The following is a 17463-nucleotide window of genomic DNA, read 5'->3' as shown; positions in this document are numbered from 1 at the left end:
ATACGGAAAAGCCTGTTTTATTCGGATGAATTAACATAAGTGCCTCGAAGTATCAAACAATTGGAGGAAAATGATATGATCATTTCACGCATCGGACCACAACAATATTTGTCAAATTTGGACGCTTATGATTACTTACCGAAGTACATAAAAAATAACGATTATACCCGGGTTCTATTTCTTCACGGTGTTAAGTCGCTGAATGCCGCAAAACCATATTTACCCGCATGGGATCCTGAAGTCACGGTTCACGATATTTATTTCAATGGTGAATGTTCACCTGAAGAGATTGCACGGATCAGAGGACTTGTACGCGATAATGACATCCAATTAATTATCGGTCTTGGTGGTGGCAAAGTTCTGGATACCGCCAAGAGTGCGGCCCATTATGAACATCGGCCAATTGTGACGATTCCGACTTTAGCCAGTAATTGTGCGCCATGGTCTTGCTTGAGTGTGCGTTATAAAGAAAATGGCGAGCATATTGACCATGAGGTTTATGATAATGCTACTAATTTACTCTTGATTAATCCGAAAGTTATTTTAAACTCACCAATTGATTACTTCGTAGCCGGGATCGGTGATACCTTGGCCAAGTTTTACGAATCCGAATTAATTTTTAAGGATTTGGAAGAGAAGGGACCATTGAATGTGGCACTGACGATTTCCAAACAGATGTCTGAAAACTGTAAGGATGTTTTGTTGAAGAATTCGGTTGCAGCTGTTCAGGATATGAAAGCCGGCAAGCTGACTGATGAATGGTTGAGTGTTGTTGAAACCATTATATGTACAGCTGGAACTGTTGGCGGCTGGGGTGATGAATACAGTCGTTCCACCGGTTCTCATTCAGTTCATGATGCATTGACAACTTTCGATGAAACAAAGCCGTTGTTGCATGGTGAACGGGTAGCCTATGGAAATTTGGTACAGCTTTCCCTGGAAAAGCACTTTGAAGAAATTCAAATTCTGTTGAAACTTTACGGAACACTGAAGTTGCCACGCAGTCTCAAGGAATTGAGTTTTAAGAATCCATCAGACAAATTGGTACATGCAATTGCTGCTGAAACAGTGACGCCGGAAAAAGCAATCCATCTTTTGCCGTTTAAGGTCACGGAGCCGGACGTCGCTCAAGCAATTAGTCAATTGGAAGAGATTACTGATAAGTATAAAGCATCAGTGGCAGTTGGTAATTAACAGATAAAATTGAATAGGTGCCTGCGAAACCTTTGGATAAGCGTTTCGTAGGCGCCTTTTTTATTGAAAAAATAAAAACAAAATTAATTAAGCGGAATGATAATTAATGTTTTATATAATAATCGTTTATAATTATGATGATACGCTGTTGATTAATCTGGAATGGTGCTATAATTTATGCCATGAATAGTTTCACAGTGTGTTACTGTTCATGCTACCCCGAAGAAAATAGTTGCTATCTGGAAGGTAACTTTTCTTCATATTCATATACCCCCAAAATATGAATACGGCACCTATCGTCCCCGATAGGTGTTTTCTTTTGTGCTCGAAAGGGTTCAAAAGTTAACGTGCTGTTATGCACAAACTTGATGATTACGTCTGGTGTCTTCATAATTATAGAAAATAAAAAGGAGTGATAATATGGCTAATCTGTCTGAAGAAATGAAAAATATGATTAACGAGCAATTACCTTTTTTGGCAACTGCTGATGAAAATGGTGTTCCAAAAGTTGGTCCCAAGGGATCACTGCAGGTAATGGATGATTCCCATCTATTGTATTATGAGCATACGTTCCGTCATGCCTACCATAATTTGAAGCAAAATGCTTATGCGGCCGTAGCCGTGGCTGATCGATCGGCACAAAAAGGATTTCGCTTTGAGGGCAAGTCCCATATTCACGAGGGTGATTCATTGGCGAAAAAAATTTTGCCACCGAAAATCTTTGACCGCTTTCCCCGTGCGGCCGTTGTAGTGATTGATGTTGAGCATATTTATCAGCTGGATAATAACTTGGACGCTGGGACGCGGCTGGCTTAAAGCAAAGTCATAGAGTATCGCATTCGATTATCAATCGGATGCTTTTTTGTTTTGCTTAAAGAATAAACGAGCACATCGTAAACTGTTTAACGTAACGGAAACAGTTGCTTTTAGAACAGTAGAATGGAAACGTCTACAGGTATAATGCCTTTTATATTAACTGTTGATGCGTAATTAATGTGTTTTAAATTGGGTGTTTGCTGGGATTCTGGTGGAGATTTCTATAGGCTCATTGGCAAAAAATCATTATAAAACTATTTTTAATAAGTGTTTACAAAAATACATATTCACTATTGATTATCATTAGATAGCATAAGATAATAAGGTTAATTGGTTCACAAGATTAAGTAGATTGAGGGGATTAAAGTGGAAAGTAATCATGATGGGGAACAAGTTAAGTACACATTGGGATTAGACATTGGGACATCATCAATTGGCTATGCCGCAATTGATAAGCATCAAAAACCCATTCGGGCAAAAGGGAAACATGTCATTGGCGTTCGACTCTTTCAAGAGGGTCAAACGGCGGCTGATAGGCGGGCATTTCGGACAACACGTCGACGACTGAAACGCCGCAAGTGGCGATTGAATTTACTGAATCGACTATTTGATCCTTACTTATCAGAAGTTGATCCAAACTTCCTGCCACGACTGAGGCAATCCAACCTTTCACCCAAAGATGACAATAAGCATTTTAATGGATCAACGTTATTTCCCGATAAAACAGATGCGGCGTTTTATCGACAGTATCCAACCATGTATCATTTGCGATATGCTTTAATGACCGAGAAGCGCAAGTTTGATATTCGAGAAGTCTATCTAGCTATTCATCATATTGTGAAGTATCGAGGAAATTTTCTGAATTCAGCAACTGTTGATTCATTTAAAACATCAAATATTGATTTTACCAGTCAATTTGATCGTCTAAATGAGCTGTACAGGCAAGTTATTCTGGATGAGCCATTTCAAATTAATATGGATCAAGTTGATGAGATGACCAATAAGCTTTTGGATAACGACGCTTTGAAACTTGATACTCAAAAGCAGGTCGCAAAGTTATTGCCTGTGATTTATAATGACAAGCCAATTGATAAGCAATATACCAGGATTGCAACTGAATTTTCCAAAGCTATTCTTGGATATAAGACAAAACTGGACGTCATTTTAAACTTAGATACTCAAAATGCTAAGGATTGGGTAATTCGGTTGGATGATGAAGACATTGATGACAAGTTGCCTGCACTCGTGGAGAACTTGGACGAATCCCGCCAGGAAATAGTGACGATTATTCGCGACTTGTATGCTCAAATTACGTTGAACGCAATTGTTCCCAAAGGAAAGTCGTTGTCCGAATCAATGGTGGATAAATATAATGACCATAAAGACCATTTAGATTTACTGATGGGATTGATTCATGAATTGGGGGATGATTCAGCCAAAGGGATTAAGTTGAGGGAAGCTTATACACAATACGTTGGCAAGTCTGATGATAAAACACTGAATCAGGATGATTTTTACGCAGCAATTAAAAAGAATTTGGACGAAGATTCCAAACGTTCTCCAAAAATTCAGCGTCTTATTGAACAGGCAAGTTTTATGCCCAAGCAGCGGACATCGGCCAATGGCGTTATCCCTCACCAGTTGCATCAATTGGAATTGGACCGAATTATTGAAAACCAGGGGCGCTATTATCCATTCTTAAAAAAACCGAACCCAAACACTCATAAACCAAATGGTGGCAAGTACAAATTAGATGAATTGGTTGCTTTTCGGATTCCATACTACGTGGGACCGCTTATCACAAAGCGGGACCAAGAAAAAACTTCAGGTGCAGACTTTGCCTGGATGATACGTAAACCCGGACAAGAGGGAGAAATTACACCTTGGAATTTTGATCAAAAGGTAGATCGAATGGCTTCCGCGAATAGGTTTATTCGCAGAATGACAACCAAGGACAGCTATCTGGTAGCTGAAGATGTTTTACCAGATGCCAGTCTGATTTACGAAAAGTTCAAAGCTTTGAATGAATTAAATATGCTTAAAGTAAACGATAGTCGACTTAGTCCAAGTCAGAAGCAGGATCTTTTTAACAATCTATTTAAAAAGCAAAAGACTATTCGAACAAAAAAACTGCAGACATATATCCGAACAAATTGGGAGTTACCCTCTGTGATGATTTCCGGTCTGGCTGATCCGGATAAATTCAATTCAAGCTTATCAACGTATATTGATTTTCGGGATATTTTTGGAGAAAAGGTCGATGATCCAAATCGTCAGGCAGACTATGAAGAAATTATCGAATGGTCAACGGTTTTTGAAGATAGAAAAATCTACCAGGCAAAGCTGAATCAGTTGGATTGGCTGACAGAGCCACAGAGAAAAGCATTATTAACAAAGCGCTACACGGGTTGGGGGCGACTATCCAAGAAACTTTTGACAGGCTTAAAAGATCAGAATGGCGATTCGATTCTGGACCAGCTTTGGAAAACAAACGATAACTTTATGCAAATTCAATCCAGAGATGAGTTTGCCAAACAAATTCATGACGAGAATGCCAAGCAGTTCCACGAGGCAAATAATGTTGATGATATTTTGGATGATGCATTTACTTCACCCCAAAATAAAAAGGCTATTCGTCAAGTAGATAAAGTGGTTCAAGATGTTGTCAAGGCGGTTGGGTATGCACCGGATAAAATTGCGATTGAATTTACAAGGTCACTTGAAAATAATCCGCAACGGACGGTTTCACGTCAACGTCAGCTACAAGCAGCGTATAAGAATATACCTAGAGAAATCATGAAATCGGGATTAATGGCAGAGCTTGGATCGGTTGCTGACAGTAAAAAAGTGCTTTCTGATAAGCTTTATTTATATTTTACTCAAATGGGTAAAGATATGTATGAAGACAAGACAATTAATATTGATAATTTACCCAATTATGATATTGATCACATTCTTCCACAGGCATTTATTAAAGATGATTCGATTGACAATAGGGTACTCATTAGTAAAGAAGAAAATGCAAGGAAGTCCAATCGAGTACCGCTTAAATTCTTTGGCGCAAAAAGAATGGGCTTTTGGAAAGATCTTTTGAATAATGGCTTGATTAGTAACCGCAAATTTCAGAACTTGACTACCGATCCTGAGAAGATTAGTAAATATAGCGCAAAAGGGTTTATTCATCGGCAATTAGTTGAAACCAGTCAGGTTATTCGATTAGTGGCTAATATCTTAGGAAATGAATATAGTCAAGCCGGTACAACTATTATTGAAGTGAGTGCTAAAATGAATCGTCAATTGCGCGAAGACTTTCACTTGATTAAGAATCGGAATGTGAATGATTATCATCATGCAATGGATGCATATTTGACTGCGTATGTTGGGGATTATTTATATCTCCGTTATCCCAAGTTAAGGCCATATTTTGTCTATGGTGATTTTAAGAAAGCAGAGGATCAAGATCTCAATATTAGAAATTTCAATTTCTTACATGATTTGAAAGATAATGAAAGCTTGGATAAAATTGTTGATTCAGAAACCGGCGAAATTGTTTGGGAGAAGCACGGGTCAGTTAAGCAATTAAAAAAGGTTTATCATTATAAATTCATGTTGGTTTCCCAAGAAGTTTATACAAGGCAGGATGCATTGTTTAACCAAACGATTTATCCGGCTTCAGATGCCGATAAACGAAAGTTAATCCCGATTAAGAATAGCAAACCGGTCGATGTCTATGGCGGTTATAGCGGAAATATAGATGCCTATATGGCAATTGTTCGTGTTCATGGTAAAAAAGAAGATAATTACAAAGTGGTCGGGATACCGATGCGAGCTGTAACTAAGCTTAAAAAGGCTGAGAAGGAAGGCCATGATAGTTACCTTAATGCTGTTCATGAGGTTCTAAAGCCCCAGTTCACCAAGAAAAAGAAAAATCGCAAGACCGGTGAAATTACTGAGACAGTGGATGAATTTGATGTACTCCTCGGAAAAGTTTATTATCGACAACTTATTGTTGACGGCAATAAGAAATTTATGCTGGGAAGTTCATCTTACCAGTACAACGCCAAACAGCTTGTTTTATCGGATAAAGCGATGCAGGTTTTGAGTAAGAATGGTAAGGTGAAAAGCCAGGATGAAAATCAAAATCTAATTGATGTTTATGACGAGATTTTGGAAAAGGTTGATCAATATTTTGAACTGTATGATCAAAGGCATTATCGAGAATCGCTTCATAAAGGAAGAGGCATTTTTGTGAATCTGCCACTCAGCAACCAATATGATGGCAGTAAGTTAACTAGTTATGGTAAGTATGAAACAATTGACGCAATTTTGAATGGGTTACATGCGAATGCAACAATGTCAAATTTAAGATATCTAGGTATTTCTTCACCATTTGGAAAAATGCAAGCTTCAAATGGATTAACCATTGATCCTGATTCGATTATTTGCTATCAGTCACCAACGGGGCTATTTGAAAGACAAATTAAACTTAGCGATCTTTAATGTGAATACAAAAATGGAACCATTCCCATTAAAGAGAATGATTCCATTTTTTATATGTATGCTCACATACGTGAGTCATAAGTAAGAACTTGGCATTACTGCCTTGTTTGACTTTAAACCAGGATGTTAAATCAATGATGTTAAACAGGGATGATCAATCCCTTAACTAAAATAATACACTGTCAGATTTCGAATTTCAAGGAGATGTTTATATTGGGGTGGCGTTCGGTTATTATTACACAACACGCAAAATTATCCTATTCATCACATATGATGATCGTCCAGACTAATGATGGAATCAATCAGATTCCAATTGATGATATTAGTATATTGTTGATTTCGACGACAAGAGCTGTGATTACTACGGCTCTAATCAGTGAGTTGGCACAAGTAGGAACGAAGGTGATTTTCACAGACGGGACCAATCAACCGATTTGCGAAACGGTCGGGTATTACCCGAACAATCGAAGCGTAAAATTGCTGCAAGAACAGGTGAACTGGGATGAGCAACGAAAGGAAGTCTTATGGACCAAAATTGTTGGCAGCAAAATGACCAATCAAGTCAATGTTTTAGCATTCTATAAAAAGGATACAACAGAAGTAAATGAAGAACTGGATAAACTGGAGGTAGCCGATCCCAGTAATCGGGAAGCAGTAGTTGCCAGAAAGTATTTTCCATTATTATTTAATAATGACTTTTCCCGTCGAAATGGTTCTGCAATCAATTCAGCATTGGATTATGGGTATTCGATTTTACTATCATCAATTAATCAAGAAATTGTGAGTAATGGCTATTTAACTTATATTGGTATTCATCACAGAGGTGAAGAGAATCCGTTTAACTTGGGGTCAGACTTAATGGAACCATTCCGTCCCGTTGTAGATTTTTGGATTGCTTCACAAAAATTTGACCAGCTGACACCCGATGTGAAGTATGGGTTGGTTCAGCTATTAAGCATGGAAATCGGGTTTAATGGTAAATCAACACTGCTCAAAAACGCTTTGACCGAGCACGTTCGGAATTGTCTCAAGTATTTGAGTGGTAAAAGTAACAAAATTCAAATTGAGGTGGGATTCAGAGATGAGGTACCAAATAATGCGATTAATGATAATGTTTGATTTACCTGTTGATACAGCACACCAAAGACGGGAATATCGGCGCTTCCGTAAGCAACTTATTAATGAGGGATTCTTGATGATTCAGTATTCTGTTTATGTCCGGGTTTGTGTAAGTCGGCAATCGGCTAACTTTATGGAAAAGAGAGTTTCAACTTTTTTACCGGAAGCTGGGGTAATTCAATCGTTGATGCTGACTGAAAAGCAGTATAGTGACATGCATTTTCTGACCGGAAAGCCAAAAGAAGATGTTCGCAATACGTCTGACCGGACGGTGATTTTATGATTATTTCTTACGCTAGCCATCAACCGGTTAAAGTTTCTAATGAGCAGGTCACAGTGATTGGAACGAACAGCTCGGTTGTTTATCAGGATTTGTTAAGAGGATTTCGAGATGGCGGTCAGATTAAGGTTTGTAGCGATACTTATGATGAACTTGAAGTTTCTAAGACAATTGATCTGGTTGGAGACGTCTGTACTGGTGGTGAGGAGATTGAACGACGCTATTTGAGTCGAATCACGAAAGCGTTTCTTGATGACTTAACCGATCCACAAAGGAATAGAATCCATGATTCGCTGAACAGACTTTACAATACGGTTCAGGAACAGCTGTACATGATCGATTTGCCCATTGAGGTCACCTATGATTTCGATTTGAAGGAACTCACAAGATTTGCAAAAATTCATTTTGATTCTGGTACTGCCAACAACCCGTGTGCTATGATTGAATCAATCCTTAAAGTGTATGAAGAATGTCATTTAAAGACGACTTTAATTTTTACCAATGTCAGACAATATCTTTCAATTGATCAATTGAGAGAGATAGAGGCGATGATTAAAGAGATAAGGGTGTCGGTTGTACTTATCGAATTCACAGAAATGGAGCATCAAGATTTCTATGGAAACGCTGATTTTTACTACATCGATGAAGACTTCGTTGATTGGCATAATGCTAACCATTAAATTATGATGATAATTTAACGGGCTTTAGTAGGATGTTAAATCAATGATGTTAAACCCTTGAACCGGATGACGTGCATTATACAGCGTGGCTTTAGTAGGATGTTAAATCAATGATGTTAAACCCAATAAAGATATTCGTAACATCTATTATTGTGCTTTAGTAGGATGTTAAATCAATGATGTTAAACCCTTTAATTACCGCCGATAAACTCAACGGTATGCTTTAGTAGGATGTTAAATCAATGATGTTAAACCCCCAGTGCCGACGGGACGCAAGAGAACCTACGCTTTAGTAGGATGTTAAATCAATGATGTTAAACCCCACAGGTCACGGTCGCCACAGCAAAAGATAGCTTTAGTAGGATGTTAAATCAATGATGTTAAACCCTCATAAGGCGATTGCGCGTGCGATTCAATTGCTTTAGTAGGATGTTAAATCAATGATGTTAAACCCAAAATAACGATGCCATCGACATCAGTGATGGCTTTAGTAGGATGTTAAATCAATGATGTTAAACCCTATCCAGAGTGGCGGCGTATAGTTCCCGACGCTTTAGTAGGATGTTAAATCAATGATGTTAAACCCGACGAAGCAAGCAAATACGCCAATTTATCCGCTTTAGTAGGATGTTAAATCAATGATGTTAAACCCGTTATAAAAAGTTATACAAAGTTATTGACTGCTTTAGTAGGATGTTAAATCAATGATGTTAAACCCAAGTCTTTGTTTAGGTAATGGCTTACTTTTGCTTTAGTAGGATGTTAAATCAATGATGTTAAACCCTTTGGCAACTTGATCATTTAAGGATTTCAGGCTTTAGTAGGATGTTAAATCAATGATGTCTCAATCTTGCATGTTTTTGCTTGCTGGTTCAGGCCTTAGTAGGATGCTAAATTTAAGTGTTGTACTCAATTATTTGCATGGTCCATCAGGATGTTGATTTTTGAGGCATGCTTTAAGCAAGAACACAAAAAGAAACGGAGATTTTTATTGTTTGAATATTTGTGTTAAAGTCTTACGTATTAATCTAATACTTTTTTGATAATGGACTTCTTTGTTAAAGGAAAGCCCGTAGGATGATTTGCTTTAGTGGATGAATAAACTAATGATGTTGAATTTGATGTAGGAATTTGATCATTCCTAAGATTTGTTAGTGAGTCTGTAATTAGACTTGCTTTTTTGTTTAAGACATAAAAAATTTAATGAATCAATAAAGTCGTGGAATGAAAAAATGTTGAGGATTATGTTTCTGAATTAATGTATATGACCAGTTACACTAAGCTAAAATCATCTTTGCTTAGTATAGATGATCAAAAAGGTAATCTTTTTTTACCTCACGATGTGATAGTGCGTAGATTTAAATAAAAATGGATCGTAAAATCGGTTGAAAGCCGATTCTATGATCCATTAGGAACATATTTTAACTCGGATGATTTAGGACTTGTGTTTTCTTTGTCTAATCTTTTTACTGTTCAAGGTAATAGATTCTGGTTTACAAATTAGATAATCAGTGGAAACTTTAAAAATCCTGTTTATTTGACAAATGATTTCTAATGGTGGACGACTTATATTATGTTCCCAAGAATTAATTGCACCTTGGGTGTAGTTAAGTGCCTTTGCAAGGTCTTCCTGGGTATACTGATATTTTTTTCGCAGTAATTTCAATTTTTGATAAAACATATTTTAATCTCCCTTCCTATGCTCACATAATACTACTTTTGATATGATGTTAAACCTAATACTACAATTTGTATTAAATTATTAGTTGAGAAAAGATAATCTTTTTTACGTGTTAATCAATGAAAGTTGAACAAACTGATTTACTTTCACTCAAATCTTCCCTTAAATAATGGCTATGGAAAGGTATACGAAAAACTCAATTATTCTTTCTCCCTCACCATCTTAAACAGTTGCACCCGATTATTAATCCCCAACTTCCGATAAACATTCAAGATGTGTTTCTTCAGCGTATTGTTGGTGATATAAAGTTGGGCGCAAATTTCATCATTGTCCATCCCATCCAGCAAACTTCGGGTAATAACTTGTTGCCGTTTAGTCAAGCCATAGCGTAGAGCAGCATCGTGCAAAGTTAATTTGTTTTTGCAGGAACAGGCTGCTTGATAATCGTTAAACAGGCGGGCTTCCAGATGGTTGGTTAATAAACCGATCAACTCGATGTCATTTTGGGTGAAATTAGGTTTCCCCTTTGTTCTGAAGAATGAAAGAATACCCAGGAAATGACCCTGAAAAGCAATACTTGAATGAAGTGAATAATGAAACCCGTATTTTGCGTAAAAAATCTGGTAGTATTTTGAATGAATTCGTTGAGTATCCGGAATAATATCACTTTCTCGATATGTCATGCTTCTTCCAGTAAACATTAACCCTTTTGAGTAGTCCAGCTGATCGTAACAGGCTAAATATTTTTGGCCAAATACCGGGTCAATATTAACAACAACCGGGCTGGTTAGTTGTTGATCGTTTTGCGGGGATGCCAAGTAAAAGGTACTGCCATCAAAATCGAGTAGAAATGACAGCTGAGAAATCAACTGTTCTCTCATTTGATTGGGATTCTTACAGCAGTAAATATGATGGACAATATTATTAAGAACATATAGATCATTTGTTGAGAAAGTTTTCATTAGAGAATCACCCAAATTCTAATTGTTTTATAATGTTATATTATATGCCATAAAATTAAAAATAAAAGATAATTCAAAATTTTTTTTGCTGAAAAGGCCAATTTTGTACTTCTTTTTAAGTATTGGTTACTTAAAAGAGTTAACAAAATTGGCCCTTTTTGGCAATGGGTATTTAATTGAAAGATGATTATACTTAATTTCAATAAATAAATGTTACTTAATCTTACATTGAATGCTACTAAGAATTGGAGGCGAGTTAATGAAAAGGCTAAAAGCACTGCTATTGAGCATTGTACTTGTCATTTGTCTGTTCATTTTATCCGGATGTGCCAGTTCACATGCCGCAAAACACAGTAAGACGCTTAATGTGATTGGCTGGAGTGAATATGTACCGCAAAGCGTGCTGGATCAATTTACCAAGGAAACAGGTATTAAGATTAATTACACTTCTTATTCCGATCCGGACCAGATGCTTTCCAAAGTGCTTTCATCCGCTAATGGAACCTATGATATGGTTTTAGCGCCTGGTATGTATGTTCAAGTTCTTCGAAAACTTGGCAGGCTGGATAAATTGAACAAGGCAGAGATTCCCAATTATAGGAATTTAAGTCAAACTGCTTTGAATGAACCTTATGATAAGTCCAATCAATACTCGGCACCATATTTGGGAACGGTCATGGGAATTGCCTACAACGACAAAAAAGTCAAAACGCCGATTACAAGTTATCAGGATCTGTTAAAACCGGAATTCAAAGACGCTCTGGTCACGGTTGAAGATTCACGGGCAGTTGTTGGCTGTGCATTGATGGCAACCGGTCACAAGATTAATGATACCAGTAAATCCGCCCTGTCGGATGCCAGTAAGTATCTTGCCAAGTTGAAACCGAATATTAAGATTTTTGACGGCTCAAGCCCGAAAACGTCTTTAATCAACGGCGAAGTATCAGCTGGCCTGATCTACGGTGGTGAAATTGCACTGGCTATGCAGAATAATCATGACATTAAAATCGTTTACCCAAAGGAATCAATTTACTTTGCCTATGACGTTTTCATGAAATTAAAGAAAGCGCCGAACGGGACCAATGTTGATAAATTCATCAACTACATGCTGGAACCCAAAACCAGCGTTAAATTTTCCAAAGCATTTCCTTACTACAATCCAAATAAGAAAGCAGTCAAGCTGTTGCCAAAGAAGCTTCGTGATAATCCAGCGGTAACGGTTCCGAACAATATACTGGCGCGTTCCCAAACGGTTTTGAACCTTGGTAGAAACACAACAAAAATTGATAAGGTTTGGAATGATTTTAAGGGTGATCAATAAACCATCATGCCAAATCGAAGCACTTAAAGGAAAGGTGATTAACGTGAAGAAACTTGAAATAACGATTCGACCAGAAAACCTGGAAGAGGTCAAACAGATTTTGTCTGACAGGGGTGTCTCCGGTATGACGATTTTGTCAGCAATGGGTGCTGGAAACCAAAAGGGCGAAAAAACAACCACCATTTTAAAGGGTGGTGAGTTCCATATTAATCTGTTACCGAAAATTCACGTGATTACTTACGTCAAAGATCATTTAGTAGGTAATATTCTGATTGATATTCACGAACGACTCTCCACTGGGGAAGTCGGGGATGGTAAAGTAATTGTTTCCCCATTGGAAGAAGTGATGCGGATTCGAACCGGGGAACGTGGAGAAAATGCCTTGTAGAAAGGATGACTGATATGAAAGAAATGATCAAACTTTCTTCGATCAAGAAAAATTACGGTGACGTTAAAATTATTAAAGATCTCAATTTTACGGTTTATGAAGGCGAATTTCTCACCATGCTGGGGCCTTCCGGCTGTGGCAAAACCACCACGCTTCGGATGATTGCCGGCTTTGAGGAACCAACCAGCGGCGAAATCCTCCTTGATGAAAAACCGGTGGGTGATTTACCACCTTATAAGCGGAAAATTAATACCGTGTTTCAAAATTACGCACTATTTCCACATCTAACAGTTGCCCAAAATATTGCGTTCGGATTAAAAATGGCTAAAGTACCAAAGCCAAAGCGGAGCCTTCAAGTTGAAAAAATGCTGAAACTTGTTCAACTTGAAGGCTATGGTAACCGGAAATTGGATCAACTTTCGGGTGGTCAAAAGCAGCGAATTGCCATCGCAAGGGCACTGATTAATCATCCCCAGGTACTTTTACTCGACGAGCCGCTTTCGGCATTGGATCTTAAACTTCGTAAACAAATGCAATTGGAATTAAAGCGTCTTCAACGAAAACTTGGAATTACGTTTGTATACGTCACACATGATCAGGAAGAAGCTTTAATGATGAGTGATCGTATTGCCGTTATGAATAAAGGGCATCTGGAACAAATTGCAGATCCCAGAACATTGTATGAAAAGCCTAAAACCTGTTTTGTGGCTAATTTTATCGGTGAATCCAATATTTTTTACGGCAAGGTGTCCGAAATCACCAAAGCCGGCGCAAAGGTCACAATTGAAAATGGGTATCTGTCCATTCAATCCAAGAAACCGGTATCCGAAAGCCAAATTGTTAATATTGTGATTCGACCGGAAAAAGTAAAATTGTCTGAAACCGAAGTTGCCGGTTTTCATATTCCGGCAACTGTCGCTGAACATTATTACGCAGGTAACATGAACAAGACTGTATTACGGTTACCGAATGGCATGGCTTTAAAAATGAATACGCCGGGTGAACAGGTACTGCTACCAATTGGAACGTCGGTATTTGTTTATTGGGAATTATCCGATGCCATTTTGGTTGAGACTGCTTCCGACGATGTTTACAACGTCGTAGATAATCCGGATTTTTCAACTGTGAACCAACAGTCGTGAGGTGAGTAAAAATGGAAAAAAGTATTGATAGGGACACCTTATCCGTTACCAAACAAAAAACACATCATTTGTCGAAGACACTAACGAAATGGAGCCAGATTCTACCCATTTCACTTTGGATGTTGCTGTTGGTTGTGATTCCGCTAATATACGTTTTGGTCATGAGCTTCATGTCGCGGGACTTTTATGGTGGGATTGTCTATAAATTGACGTTAAATAACTTCGCCCAGGTCTTTGAGACCCAAAACCTGATGATATATGCACAATCCATCTGGATAGGTGGATTAAGTACCATCATCTGTCTGATAATTGCTTACCCGTTTGCCATGTTCATTGCACAAAAGGGACCTGTTGCCAAAACCATTTTGATGGCACTGGTGATTGTGCCTTCCGTTTCAAATTCGCTTGTCAGACTTTTTAGTTGGGTCACATTGCTTCGAAAGACGGGAATTGTGAACACCACTTTGGAGAAATTGGGCATTATTAATCATCCTTTGGCGATGGTCTATAACACTAATGGTATTGTGCTTGGGATGGTTTATTTACTGCTGATGTTTATGATCATTCCAATTTTTAATTCACTTGATCGGATTGATCATAACTTGATTGAGGCGGCCGAAGATTTGGGTGCAACCAAGTGGCAAATACTCAAAGAAATCATTATTCCACTTTCTAAGCCCGGTATTTTTGCGGGATGTATTATGGTTTTTATCCCATCGCTCGGATACTTCTTTGTTAGTGATGTCATGGGTGGCGGTACCAGTACCATGATGGGGAATTTAATTGAAAACCAATTTCAGACATCGCGTAATTGGCCACTGGGATCCGCTATTTCGGTAATGCTGATTCTACTGACGATTATTCTACTGATCGTTTTTCAACGTCGGGGTGGTGATATGTCGGATCTGGGAGGTCGTTAGCATGGAAAAATCAAATAGTGGGAGTCTTTGGAAAAATTCGTTAATCGGACTGGTATTTGTTTTTCTGTATCTCCCTATTCTGGTCATTGTCGTTTTTTCATTTAACACGTCCAAGCTGAACATTCTATTCAAAGGGTTTACTACAAAATGGTACTATCTGGTTTTTCAAAATGTCCAAATCATGTCAGCGTTGGAAAATACGTTGATTGTGGGAATTGTCAGTGCAGCACTTGCGACTGTTATCGGTACAGTTGGTGCAGTTGCGATGAATAAATATGATTTTCCCGGGAAAGCAGTTTTGGATAAGGTGCTCTATATTCCAATTGTGATTCCGGAAGTTGTTTTAGGAATTGCACTCCTATCGATTTATTCATTGGCAGGTATTCCACTCAGCTTATTTTCATTGATTCTGGCACATGTCACTTTCTGTATTCCGTTTGTCGTTTTGACGGTTCGTTCCCGATTGATCGGAATTGACCAAACACTTGAGGAAGCCGCATTGGATTTGGGTGCTACACCTTTCAAAGCTTTCATGCAAGTGATGCTACCGCTTCTCATACCTGGAGTTATCAGTGGGGCCGGATTCTCGTTTGCCTTATCAATCGATGACGTCATTATCAGCTTCTTTACCACGGGACCCGCCAGCACGACTTTTCCGCTGCAGGTTTATGCGATGGTAAAAACCGGCATTACACCTGAGATTAATGCCATTTCTACGCTGATGATGCTGGTCATTGTTTTGGGAATTGCAGTGAATGCGGTTTTTCAGGTGAGAAAAATTAAACGGTCCAAAGGTAAATGAGGAGATGAAAGCAGATGGCTAAAGTTCAAATCTTGAAAAGCAACTCGATTTTTACCGCAGAATCCGAGAAATTTATTTCCGGAGCGATTGTCGTTGTCGATCATCAGATTGCTGGTGTCTATCCTGACCAGATTCCAACCCGTTTTTTGGCAACTCGGCCAACCGTGACCAATTTTGGGGATCAGACCATTGTTCCCGGGTTCATTGAGAGCCATAGTCACATGTTCTTATCGGCTTTGGTTTATTGTCACCAGATAACACTGATTTCAGGAAATTCCGAATTGGCGTGTGCAAAAGAACTGGATCAAAAGGTCATCCGTGATCAATTGAAACCCGAACAATGGATAGTTGCCAAGGGCTGGTATGTACCGTCATGGACGGATAAGCGGATGCCTTGTCGAGCAACCTTGGATCGTTATTTCCCGGATCATCCCGTGGCAGTGATTGCGGATGATCTGCATACGCTTTGGCTGAACACCGAAGCATTAAACAAGTTATTGCCGTCGGTCAATTCAACTCGTTTTGACAAGGACGTGGTTGTGACTGCCAGAGGAGATCCGACCGGCGTTATTGGTGAACAAACAGCGATGGCCTTTTTACACCAAATCTTCAATTATTCAACGGAACAAAAGGCGGCCGTGCTGGGACCTTACCTAAAACACTTGACCAAGTTTGGCTTAACGTCGATTTGTGATTTGGCACTATTGCCCGCTAAAACAGCTGCCGAACTGGATGACCAGATTTATCCGGCAGCCTACCATTTACTGGCTCATCAAAATCGACTACCGATTCGGGTTCATTTATATCCTTATTTCAAACGGGGCGTGGGGCCGCTGAAACAATTATCGGCCAGGTACGCTACCGAACGGATTCGTGTTGCTGGTGGGAAACTCTTCTTTGATGGTGTTACCAGCAGTTATACAGCTTGGATGAAAGCAGCATATGAAGGAAAAGAGGATCATGGCAGACCAATGATACCGGCATCTGAAATGAAACAGTTGATTTTTTCGGCACAGGCAAATCAGTTACCACTGCGAATTCATGCGATTGGTGATCGGGCAATTCATGAGGCTTTGGTCGATTTCATTGCCGCAAAGAATCAGTTTGGACAATTAAAGACAGGTCAACATTGTTTGGAACATCTCGAAACAATTGACCCGACGGATTTGTCACTGATGGCGCAAAGCGGTGTGGTTGCTTCGGTACAACCAAGTCATCCGTTGTTGGATTATCAAACGGCTGACTTGTATGTTGGCAAACGCAGCCAGACCATGTGGCCGTTCCTATTTTTTGAGACTCATCACATTCCAATGGCATTTGGGACGGATAGTCCGGTAGTAGTCAATGTGACACCCATGCAGAATATTTATTTTGCGATGACCAGTCAAACTCTGATTGGTGAACCGGCAAAGGGTTGGCATGCCGATCAACGACTGAATTTGGGCCAGGCATTGTTAGCCCATACGATTAATGCTGCCAAGGCCTGCAGTTATGAAAATAAAATCGGTTCATTATCAGCTGGTAAATTTGCTGACATAACCGTTTTGGATCGAAATCTTGAACATACAACGGCACGAGATATGAAAGATGTTCAAGTGGTTGGCACGATGGTTGGCGGTGAGTGGCAGTATCAAAAGACGAGTCAATTAATTAAATGA

The 17463-nt window shown here is 38.9% G+C and carries 14 protein-coding genes and 1 CRISPR repeat array; of the genes, 12 read left to right on the top strand and 2 right to left on the bottom strand.

What is annotated here, in order from left to right; genetic code table 11:
• Positions 1 to 75: 75 nt before the first annotated feature.
• The 6 genes from GQR93_RS11725 (at position 76) to csn2 (ending at position 8589) form a co-directional block, all read left to right on the top strand.
• A complete protein-coding gene (locus tag GQR93_RS11725; protein WP_035444663.1) occupies positions 76 to 1194 on the top strand; it encodes an iron-containing alcohol dehydrogenase family protein in 1119 nt (372 codons plus the stop codon).
• A gap of 420 nt (positions 1195 to 1614) precedes the next feature.
• Entirely contained in the window at positions 1615 to 2010 is a 396-nt protein-coding gene (locus GQR93_RS11720; protein WP_004466554.1) for a pyridoxamine 5'-phosphate oxidase family protein, read from the top strand.
• Between the two features lie 366 nt (positions 2011 to 2376).
• Positions 2377 to 6510 (top strand): type II CRISPR RNA-guided endonuclease Cas9, encoded by a 4134-nt coding sequence (cas9, locus tag GQR93_RS11715; RefSeq protein WP_004466556.1) that lies wholly within the window; start codon positions 2377 to 2379, stop codon positions 6508 to 6510.
• 213 nt (positions 6511 to 6723) lie between these two features.
• The gene (cas1, locus tag GQR93_RS11710) at positions 6724 to 7629 is read left to right on the top strand and encodes a type II CRISPR-associated endonuclease Cas1 (protein ID WP_035444664.1); all 906 of its coding nucleotides are present in this window, start codon (positions 6724 to 6726) and stop codon (positions 7627 to 7629) included.
• On the top strand, positions 7607 to 7912 hold the full coding sequence (gene cas2, locus GQR93_RS11705) for a CRISPR-associated endonuclease Cas2 (protein WP_035444665.1): 306 nt from the start codon (positions 7607 to 7609) through the stop codon (positions 7910 to 7912). The genes cas1 and cas2 overlap by 23 nt, the downstream gene beginning before the upstream one ends.
• Positions 7909 to 8589 carry a type II-A CRISPR-associated protein Csn2 gene (gene csn2 / locus GQR93_RS11700; protein ID WP_004466561.1) on the top strand — a complete coding sequence of 227 codons (681 nt, stop codon included), beginning with the start codon at positions 7909 to 7911 and terminating at the stop codon, positions 8587 to 8589. Before cas2 ends, csn2 begins: the two co-directional genes overlap by 4 nt.
• A gap of 21 nt (positions 8590 to 8610) precedes the next feature.
• Positions 8611 to 9439: a CRISPR direct-repeat array (repeat unit 36 nt; unit sequence GCTTTAGTAGGATGTTAAATCAATGATGTTAAACCC).
• A 585-nt stretch (positions 9440 to 10024) separates the two neighbouring features.
• On the opposite strand, the gene GQR93_RS15665 is transcribed toward csn2, so the two are convergent.
• Positions 10025 to 10270 (bottom strand): helix-turn-helix domain-containing protein, encoded by a 246-nt coding sequence (locus tag GQR93_RS15665; protein WP_004466563.1) that lies wholly within the window; start codon positions 10268 to 10270, stop codon positions 10025 to 10027.
• Between the two features lie 200 nt (positions 10271 to 10470).
• On the bottom strand, positions 10471 to 11232 hold the full coding sequence (locus GQR93_RS11690; protein ID WP_004466565.1) for a LuxR C-terminal-related transcriptional regulator: 762 nt from the start codon (positions 11230 to 11232) through the stop codon (positions 10471 to 10473).
• A 259-nt stretch (positions 11233 to 11491) separates the two neighbouring features.
• Here GQR93_RS11690 and GQR93_RS11685 point away from each other — a divergent pair, with 259 nt between their 5' ends.
• The 6 genes from GQR93_RS11685 to GQR93_RS11660 are packed head-to-tail and all read left to right on the top strand — an operon-like array spanning position 11492 to position 17463.
• Entirely contained in the window at positions 11492 to 12553 is a 1062-nt protein-coding gene (locus GQR93_RS11685) for an ABC transporter substrate-binding protein (RefSeq protein ID WP_225430326.1), read from the top strand.
• A gap of 43 nt (positions 12554 to 12596) precedes the next feature.
• Complete coding sequence (locus GQR93_RS11680; protein ID WP_035444712.1) at positions 12597 to 12941, top strand: P-II family nitrogen regulator; 345 nt, start codon at positions 12597 to 12599, stop codon at positions 12939 to 12941.
• A 14-nt stretch (positions 12942 to 12955) separates the two neighbouring features.
• The gene (locus GQR93_RS11675) at positions 12956 to 14083 is read left to right on the top strand and encodes an ABC transporter ATP-binding protein (RefSeq protein WP_225430327.1); all 1128 of its coding nucleotides are present in this window, start codon (positions 12956 to 12958) and stop codon (positions 14081 to 14083) included.
• Between the two features lie 11 nt (positions 14084 to 14094).
• Positions 14095 to 15003 carry an ABC transporter permease gene (locus GQR93_RS11670; protein WP_004466572.1) on the top strand — a complete coding sequence of 303 codons (909 nt, stop codon included), beginning with the start codon at positions 14095 to 14097 and terminating at the stop codon, positions 15001 to 15003.
• A 1-nt stretch (position 15004) separates the two neighbouring features.
• Positions 15005 to 15805, top strand: a complete 801-nt coding sequence (locus GQR93_RS11665; protein ID WP_004466574.1) for an ABC transporter permease — start codon at positions 15005 to 15007, stop codon at positions 15803 to 15805.
• Between the two features lie 14 nt (positions 15806 to 15819).
• On the top strand, positions 15820 to 17463 hold the full coding sequence (locus GQR93_RS11660) for an amidohydrolase (protein WP_004466576.1): 1644 nt from the start codon (positions 15820 to 15822) through the stop codon (positions 17461 to 17463).

The organism is Lentilactobacillus hilgardii (assembly GCF_009832765.1).
Classification (GTDB): domain Bacteria; phylum Bacillota; class Bacilli; order Lactobacillales; family Lactobacillaceae; genus Lentilactobacillus; species Lentilactobacillus hilgardii.
Note: the sequence above shows the minus strand (reverse complement) of the source record. Positions and strands in the feature narration are given on the sequence as shown.

Coding starts and splice junctions, on each gene's coding strand:
- cas2 (WP_035444665.1), top strand. CDS start 7,607: ATGCGATTAATGATAATGTTTGATTTACCTGTTGATACAGCACACCAA.
- csn2 (WP_004466561.1), top strand. CDS start 7,909: ATGATTATTTCTTACGCTAGCCATCAACCGGTTAAAGTTTCTAATGAG.
- GQR93_RS11665 (WP_004466574.1), top strand. CDS start 15,005: ATGGAAAAATCAAATAGTGGGAGTCTTTGGAAAAATTCGTTAATCGGA.
- GQR93_RS11660 (WP_004466576.1), top strand. CDS start 15,820: ATGGCTAAAGTTCAAATCTTGAAAAGCAACTCGATTTTTACCGCAGAA.
- GQR93_RS11720 (WP_004466554.1), top strand. CDS start 1,615: ATGGCTAATCTGTCTGAAGAAATGAAAAATATGATTAACGAGCAATTA.
- GQR93_RS11690 (WP_004466565.1), bottom strand. CDS start 11,232: ATGAAAACTTTCTCAACAAATGATCTATATGTTCTTAATAATATTGTC.
- GQR93_RS11670 (WP_004466572.1), top strand. CDS start 14,095: ATGGAAAAAAGTATTGATAGGGACACCTTATCCGTTACCAAACAAAAA.
- GQR93_RS11685 (WP_225430326.1), top strand. CDS start 11,492: ATGAAAAGGCTAAAAGCACTGCTATTGAGCATTGTACTTGTCATTTGT.
- GQR93_RS11675 (WP_225430327.1), top strand. CDS start 12,956: ATGAAAGAAATGATCAAACTTTCTTCGATCAAGAAAAATTACGGTGAC.
- GQR93_RS15665 (WP_004466563.1), bottom strand. CDS start 10,270: ATGTTTTATCAAAAATTGAAATTACTGCGAAAAAAATATCAGTATACC.
- GQR93_RS11725 (WP_035444663.1), top strand. CDS start 76: ATGATCATTTCACGCATCGGACCACAACAATATTTGTCAAATTTGGAC.